The following is a 6,144-nucleotide window of genomic DNA, read 5'->3' as shown; positions in this document are numbered from 1 at the left end:
GGACATATCTCGATCGCATTAATCAAGATATCGAAAGTGGAATACGCAGCGGAGTGACCCACGCTCCAGCCCTATTTATCAATAACATTCGGTATACCGGAGCCTGGACAATAACAGAGTTGACGACAGCCATTGTTGCTGCAAGTCATTAAGCTTCCCAACCTTTGCTCGCCATCCATGTTTGACTGAGGACAATTTTATGAAATCCAGTCCACGATCGATCAAAAATGATTTCAAGCAATCGAGGTTTTCAACTCAGACTCATTTTCCCACTGCGCTCTCTCCTAATCATGCTCTTGTTACGGTTGCCCAAGAGGTCGTTGAACGGCTCCAACAAGCCTATCCTCCTCCATCTGATGACAGTAACTCGGTTGAGGCGATCGTGATTCGCGCAGTTGATTCAGACTTGAGGCAAATGATTCTCGCTCTCATCACTCACAGATCGGGAGCTGGAGGTGTTGCAATTGATTGTTGATGGGGACAACAGTATCACCATCGCTCGGAAGCTGAATGTTTCTGTGGGTACGGCAAAAACTCATATTCGCGACATTCATAAGTTGCTCATATGAGCAACTTATGACACATTCGTGCCTAGTGCTTATTCTGAGAAGTGAGCAAGGTTTCAATCTAATTCATGATAATTCGGTCGATGTTTAAAGGCTCATGCTTTTAGATATTGGGCAGCTTTGTTGCGCTCAATTTCTAACTTAAAGATTCTGTTTTTGCTTGCTAGTGCCAGTAAGCTACCTGATTTTGACGGTTAGCCTTTCCTGTCGAACAAACCATCAATCTTTGAACCATGCTAACAACTACAACGTCAACCACTGAATTCAAGCACAAAGGCTTAACACACACCCAATTGCAACAAGTACTCGACTATATTCAGACTCACCTCGATCGAGACTTGTCACTGGCTGAACTTGCAGAAACTCTGAATTTTAGCCCGACTTACTTTGCCACTGCATTCAAACAAGCGATCGAGATTTCTCCACGCCAGTATGTGATTCAACAGCGGGTGGAACGAGCGAAATTGATGCTGTCGAAAACAGATTTGGCGATTTCCGACATTGCTTTACAAGTTGGTTTCTCCAGTCAAAGCCATCTGACACAACAATTCAAGCGCATTACGGGAATGACCCCAAAACAGATTCGCTAACTTCCAAGCACTACATACACGCACGAGTCAAGGAAACAAAGATGAGAATCAACGCAATCAAAGGACATCAGGGAAGCGGAACGGAAGTGAAAGACGCGACTTACGTGGAGGCTGCCGGGTGGGGTAAGTATCGGTGGTGGCGGTATGTTCTGGGGCTGATGATTATCCTCTTTGCATGGATGGTCACCGCCAACGTCGCCAGTGCGCTCGTCGCGCTCGTGCTCGGTGGTCGGGAGGGTGCCGCGGCGCTCGGTCGGCTGGATTACGCGGCGTTCGGTCCTGTGGGGGGTTTCGTCGTGGTCATGGCGGGTTTTCCGGTGTTCCTCGCGGGAATTCTCATCGCCGTCTCCCTCATCCACCAGCGTCATCCCCGGACGCTCGTCACGGCGCAGGAGAAGATCAGTTGGCGGCGCGTCGGTCATGGCTTCGTGGCTGGGTTCGCGCCCTGGGTGCTGCTCGGCGGGTTGGGGCAGTACTTCCTCTATCCCGATAGCTTCTCCTTCAACTCTGACCTTAAAACGTTCGCGCTCTTCGTGCCGATCGCGCTGATTCTCACTGCGATCCAGACGACCACCGAGGAGCTTTTCTTTCGCGGGTACATCGTGCAGGGCGTGAGCCTGATCTGGTCGAACCGCGTGTTTCTGGCGATCGTGTCGGCTGTGATCTTCACCTTGCCGCACGCCACCAACCCGGAGTCACAGGAGGGTGGCTGGATCGGGATGTTCCTCGGCTACTTCGTCGGCACGGGTCTGCTGTATGCGATCGTTTCATTGATCGACGGCACCACCGAGCTTGCGATCGGCGCACACTTCGCCAACAACATCGCGTACTTTCTCTTGTTCAACTGGTCTGGAAGCTTCTTCGCCGCACCAGCCCTGTTCAGCATCAGCGAATACCATGCGAGATTCTACGACATCATCTCCCTCGTGCTGATTCCCATTTTCCTGGCGATCGCCTACAAGGTGTTCAAACGCGATAAGGCATCCGAACCCGTTTCCCAGAGCGATCGGAAGGGTCGTCGGTGATTTCGTTAGTCAACAAAGTTTCCTTGTTGCCAAAGGTAGCACAAAGGCTTGGACGAGTAATACATCTAAGCACAATGAAGATCACAACATGAACACAAAGACTATTCCTATTCAAAACGCTTCCTCAGTTCTGCTCAAGATGGAAGCTCCAATCAATGCTCATGACATTGATATGTTTATGAACTGCTTTGCTCCTGACTTTGTGGGTGAACAACCCGTCCATCCCTTAACGGGTGACAAGGCGCTTGAAGATGAGATGGGGTAATAATTTGAGAAAATAAGGTGGACAAAAAAAGAGGGGCAAGGAAGCCCCAAAAAGAATAAAATGTTACCACAATCATATCAAACAATTTTCCGAAAGCATTTGAGTGAACAGCAGTATTTGACACTGGAGATATTGTTGTTATTAATACAAGCTCATCGCCAGGTTAAACTGTCAAAATTGGCAAGTTTATTTCCACAACCAATTACATATGAAAGCCGAAAACGCAATCTACAAAGATTTTTAGTAATAGGGAAACTCTGCGTAAAATTATTATGGTTTCCGTTAATAAAATATTGGATTAGACAATCGTTAACACCAAAGCAACTGAATCGAGAACAGCGCCGTTATTTTCAGAAAAAGCAGTATCAAAAATATGGTTATTGGATGGTGGCACTGGATCGAACCCTTTTGGATTGGGCGGAATGTATTTATGGTGACATTGGTATGGGGTACTCATGCCCTACCACTATATTGGGAAACATTAAATCACGTAGGAAATAGTAATTTAAAAATACAAAAAAGATTGATAAAGACGGCAATAAAGTTATTGAAGAAATGTCGGATTGTAGTGTTGGCAGACAGAGAATTCCATAGTCCAAAACTCGCTAAATGGCTTGACGAGCAAGGGTTATACTTTGCTCTACGTCAAAAGAAAGACCTTCACTTCCAAGAACAACCAGGAGTTGAATATCAAGTCCTGAAAAATCAAGGATTTAAGCCAGGAATGTCGAAGTTCTTATCAGGGAGTAAAATGTGGTAAAGGAGATGAATTAGGTTTATTTAATATTGCTGTTTATTGGAAGAGAAAATATCGTAACAAAGTACCAAAAGAACCTTGGTATATTTTAACTAATTTGCCGAATATTCAACAAACTTTATGTCTTTATAGATGTCGATGGGGAATTGAGCAATTCTTCAAGGATTGTAAAACTGGTGGTTATAATCTAGAAGATACTAAAGTAAATGAGACTCGTTTTTTAGCCTTAGTTTTATTGATTGTGATTGCTTATAGTTTAGCCACTATGCACGGTCAACGCATGAAACAATTAAGTATAGAGACTTATGCCGGACGTATTCAACAACATCAGGATAAGTACCCACGTCAGAGTAATTTTAGCTTTGCTCTCTACGGACAACTATGGATGTATGGCATGGAATTATGGGCTGATTTAGCTCTCAATTTAATCGCACTCAAGCCTCATAAACGCCTCTTTTTTCAACGCGGCTTTCAGGCTCTATCCCTCATGAAAGAAGCTATTTAGCCATCTTGTCACCCGTTCAGCGTCCATCCAGAACGAAACCTCATCGGTGCAGAACAGGTGCGAAAGAACTGGACTGCTCTCTTGGCTCAAGTTCCTGACATCCAGGCAAAATTAATCACCTGTACGATCGCGGATGAGTTGGGTTGGTCAGAGTGGTACTGGCAAGGCAACCATACCAACGGCACAGAACTCGATATGCGAGGCGTTGTTGTTGTGCGACTGAGAGAAACCGCGATTGCATGGGCGCGGCTTTACATGGAACCAGTTCAGAGCTTGTCAAAGTAGCAAAATGCACGGGTAGACGAAAGTAGTTTTGATGCAACATACCTAAAGCAAAAAGGAGAACACTTTCGATGTCAACGACAGAAAACAAAGTCATTGCAATCACAGGCGCAAGCAGCAGTATTGGTAAAGCGACCGCTAAGTTACTCGCTTTGAGAGTACAGCAGATGAACACGGATAAGAAGAAAGTTGCGATCGCACCATCTCGACAGACTATGTATTCGAGAAAAATCATCAACAAGATAATCACTGCCTTAGGATGCATTTTTGTTACGTTACTCGTTGTGTTTTTAGCTGCTACTACTACTGCACAAACTCGACCAGCAATGATTGCACCGCAAACTCAACCAGAACAGAACCGCCGTGAGCGAGGCAATCAAGTTATCAATAAGCTAACCGATGGAGCAGGGCAACCCGTACTCGATGCCCTCCGCCAGGATTTCCCATTTCTTGCAGATGCGATCGTAGACTATTCACTCGGTGAGGTTTGGTCGCGTCAGGGGCTAGACGATCGCACCCGCCAGCTTGCCACTGTTGCCGCCTTTGCCGCCGCCGGAAATTTGCCACAGCTGAAGATCCACGCAAGCTATGCCCTCAGACTTGGCGTAACGCAAGACGAACTTAAAGAAATCATTTACCTCACCACAGTAACGGCTGGTTTTCCGCGCTCGATTGATGCGGCACAAGCACTGCGAGAAGTCTTCATTGCGCAATAAAACGTTTTAGCACTGCACCATAAGTTCGCTCGATAACCGCAAAATAACTAGGAGATAAGACTCATGACGACGGATAAAGACACTCAAAAAGTGGTGCTGATCACAGGCGCAAGTAGCGGTATTGGTGAAGCAACTGCTAGATTGCTGGCTCATCAGGGTTTACGGGTTGTGTTAGGGGCGCGGCGCACCGATCGACTGGAAGCAATTGCTGCCGAAATTCGCTCTAAAGGTGGCGAAGCAGAATACCGTACCCTGGATGTCACCAACCTCGAAGACATGCAAGCCTTTGTCGAGTTTGCCCAAGATAAATTTGGTCGCCTTGATGTTGTGGTGAACAATGCAGGCTTGATGCCACTCTCCAAGCTAGAGGTGCTGAAGATCGATGAATGGAACCGCATGATTGATGTGAACATTCGCGGTGTGCTTCACGGGATTGCTGCTGCGCTACCTCTCTTTAAGCAGCAACGATCAGGGCAGTTTGTCAATCTATCCTCGATCGGCGGGCACAACGTCTATCCAACCGCCGCCGTGTACTGCGCCACTAAGTTTGCAGTTTGGGCGATTTCCGAGGGACTGCGGCAAGAATCGACAGACATTCGGGTTACGGTGATTTCGCCTGGAGTGACAGAAACTGAACTTGCCAGCACGATCACGGATGCTGAAGCAGCAAAATGGGTGGAGGGATTTCGTGAGGCAATGATTCCAGCAGATGCGATCGCGCGTGCGATTGCCTTTGCGATCGAGCAACCCGCCGACGTAGATGTCAATGAAATCATTGTTCGACCGATTGGACAAATGAGCTAAATCTCGGAAAGTCAATCTTGATTGAAACAGGAGAAACAAAATGATGCTGCAAGATAAAGTGGCGTTAGTTACGGGAGGTGCATCAGGCATTGGCCGAGCTACTGCGTTAGCGTTCGCGCAGCGTTCCGTTGGCGCAGCCTCTCGTAGAGAAGGAAAGCTTAACGAAGTTATCGCATTCGGTGCTGCTGGAGCAAAGGTAGTATTCTCAGACAGACGCGATGCAGAAGGTGAGAAAACTGCCAAACTGATTCGTGAAACAGGCGCTGAATGCTTATATGTCCATTGAAACAAGTTCACTAACATCACAAGAATCTGAAAGCAGTCAAGCATTGGAACTCAAGACACTTTAGATAGAACCAGGAGTATTTAATCATGGTCAAAGAGCAAACTGTAAACGGACAAGCAAATTTACAAACAACTACCAATTTGACACCAGCCCAGGAGTCTTTGCAAGCACTTTGGGAAGAGCATTTACAGTACGAGTTTGGCACTCACAACACTGAAGATGCCCTCGCCACGATGGTTGAGGATGCTTACGTCAACCACATTCCGGTAATGACTGGGGGAGTAGGGAAACCAGCACTGCGCGAGTTTTATTCCAAATACTTCATTCCACAAATACCGCCCGACATGG

General features: G+C 46.8%; 7 protein-coding genes and 5 pseudogenes. All 12 read left to right on the top strand.

Translation table 11 applies throughout. The features are described 5' to 3' along the window. Positions 1-152, top strand: a pseudogene (locus H6G26_RS43395) (disulfide bond formation protein DsbA); the annotation flags it as partial. Between the two features lie 47 nt (positions 153-199). After that, on the top strand, positions 200-475 hold the full coding sequence (locus tag H6G26_RS37175; protein ID WP_190736553.1) for a hypothetical protein: 276 nt from the start codon (positions 200-202) through the stop codon (positions 473-475). Beyond that, positions 432-551: pseudogene (locus tag H6G26_RS37170) on the top strand (helix-turn-helix transcriptional regulator); the annotation flags it as partial. The gene H6G26_RS37175 and the pseudogene H6G26_RS37170, both read left to right, overlap by 44 nt. A 248-nt stretch (positions 552-799) precedes the next feature. Continuing rightward, on the top strand, positions 800-1,156 hold the full coding sequence (locus tag H6G26_RS37165) for an AraC family transcriptional regulator (RefSeq protein WP_190736551.1): 357 nt from the start codon (positions 800-802) through the stop codon (positions 1,154-1,156). 41 nt (positions 1,157-1,197) lie between these two features. Next, positions 1,198-2,181: a type II CAAX endopeptidase family protein gene (locus H6G26_RS37160; protein WP_190736549.1), complete on the top strand. Its 984-nt coding sequence runs from the start codon at positions 1,198-1,200 to the stop codon at positions 2,179-2,181. Positions 2,182-2,269: 88 nt separating this feature from the next. After that, positions 2,270-2,446 (top strand): nuclear transport factor 2 family protein, encoded by a 177-nt coding sequence (locus H6G26_RS37155; RefSeq protein WP_190736547.1) that lies wholly within the window; start codon positions 2,270-2,272, stop codon positions 2,444-2,446. Between the two features lie 60 nt (positions 2,447-2,506). Further along, a pseudogene (locus H6G26_RS37150) lies at positions 2,507-3,708 on the top strand (IS4 family transposase). 39 nt (positions 3,709-3,747) lie between these two features. Continuing rightward, positions 3,748-3,993, top strand: a pseudogene (locus H6G26_RS37145) (nuclear transport factor 2 family protein); the annotation flags it as partial. Between the two features lie 68 nt (positions 3,994-4,061). Further along, a complete protein-coding gene (locus H6G26_RS37140) occupies positions 4,062-4,706 on the top strand; it encodes a carboxymuconolactone decarboxylase family protein (protein ID WP_199327255.1) in 645 nt (214 codons plus the stop codon). Between the two features lie 63 nt (positions 4,707-4,769). Next, positions 4,770-5,510 carry an SDR family oxidoreductase gene (locus tag H6G26_RS37135; protein ID WP_190736545.1) on the top strand — a complete coding sequence of 247 codons (741 nt, stop codon included), beginning with the start codon at positions 4,770-4,772 and terminating at the stop codon, positions 5,508-5,510. A 40-nt stretch (positions 5,511-5,550) separates the two neighbouring features. Beyond that, complete coding sequence (locus tag H6G26_RS37130; RefSeq protein WP_190736544.1) at positions 5,551-5,796, top strand: hypothetical protein; 246 nt, start codon at positions 5,551-5,553, stop codon at positions 5,794-5,796. Between the two features lie 86 nt (positions 5,797-5,882). Then, positions 5,883-6,144, top strand: a pseudogene (locus H6G26_RS37125) (hypothetical protein); the annotation flags it as partial.

Source organism: Nostoc sp. FACHB-888, assembly GCF_014696655.1.
Lineage (GTDB): Bacteria > Cyanobacteriota > Cyanobacteriia > Cyanobacteriales > Nostocaceae > Nostoc.
This window is presented reverse-complemented; position numbering and strand designations above follow the sequence as displayed.

Coding starts and splice junctions, on each gene's coding strand:
- H6G26_RS37175 (WP_190736553.1), top strand. CDS start 200: ATGAAATCCAGTCCACGATCGATCAAAAATGATTTCAAGCAATCGAGG.
- H6G26_RS37165 (WP_190736551.1), top strand. CDS start 800: ATGCTAACAACTACAACGTCAACCACTGAATTCAAGCACAAAGGCTTA.
- H6G26_RS37160 (WP_190736549.1), top strand. CDS start 1,198: ATGAGAATCAACGCAATCAAAGGACATCAGGGAAGCGGAACGGAAGTG.
- H6G26_RS37155 (WP_190736547.1), top strand. CDS start 2,270: ATGAACACAAAGACTATTCCTATTCAAAACGCTTCCTCAGTTCTGCTC.
- H6G26_RS37140 (WP_199327255.1), top strand. CDS start 4,062: ATGTCAACGACAGAAAACAAAGTCATTGCAATCACAGGCGCAAGCAGC.
- H6G26_RS37135 (WP_190736545.1), top strand. CDS start 4,770: ATGACGACGGATAAAGACACTCAAAAAGTGGTGCTGATCACAGGCGCA.
- H6G26_RS37130 (WP_190736544.1), top strand. CDS start 5,551: ATGATGCTGCAAGATAAAGTGGCGTTAGTTACGGGAGGTGCATCAGGC.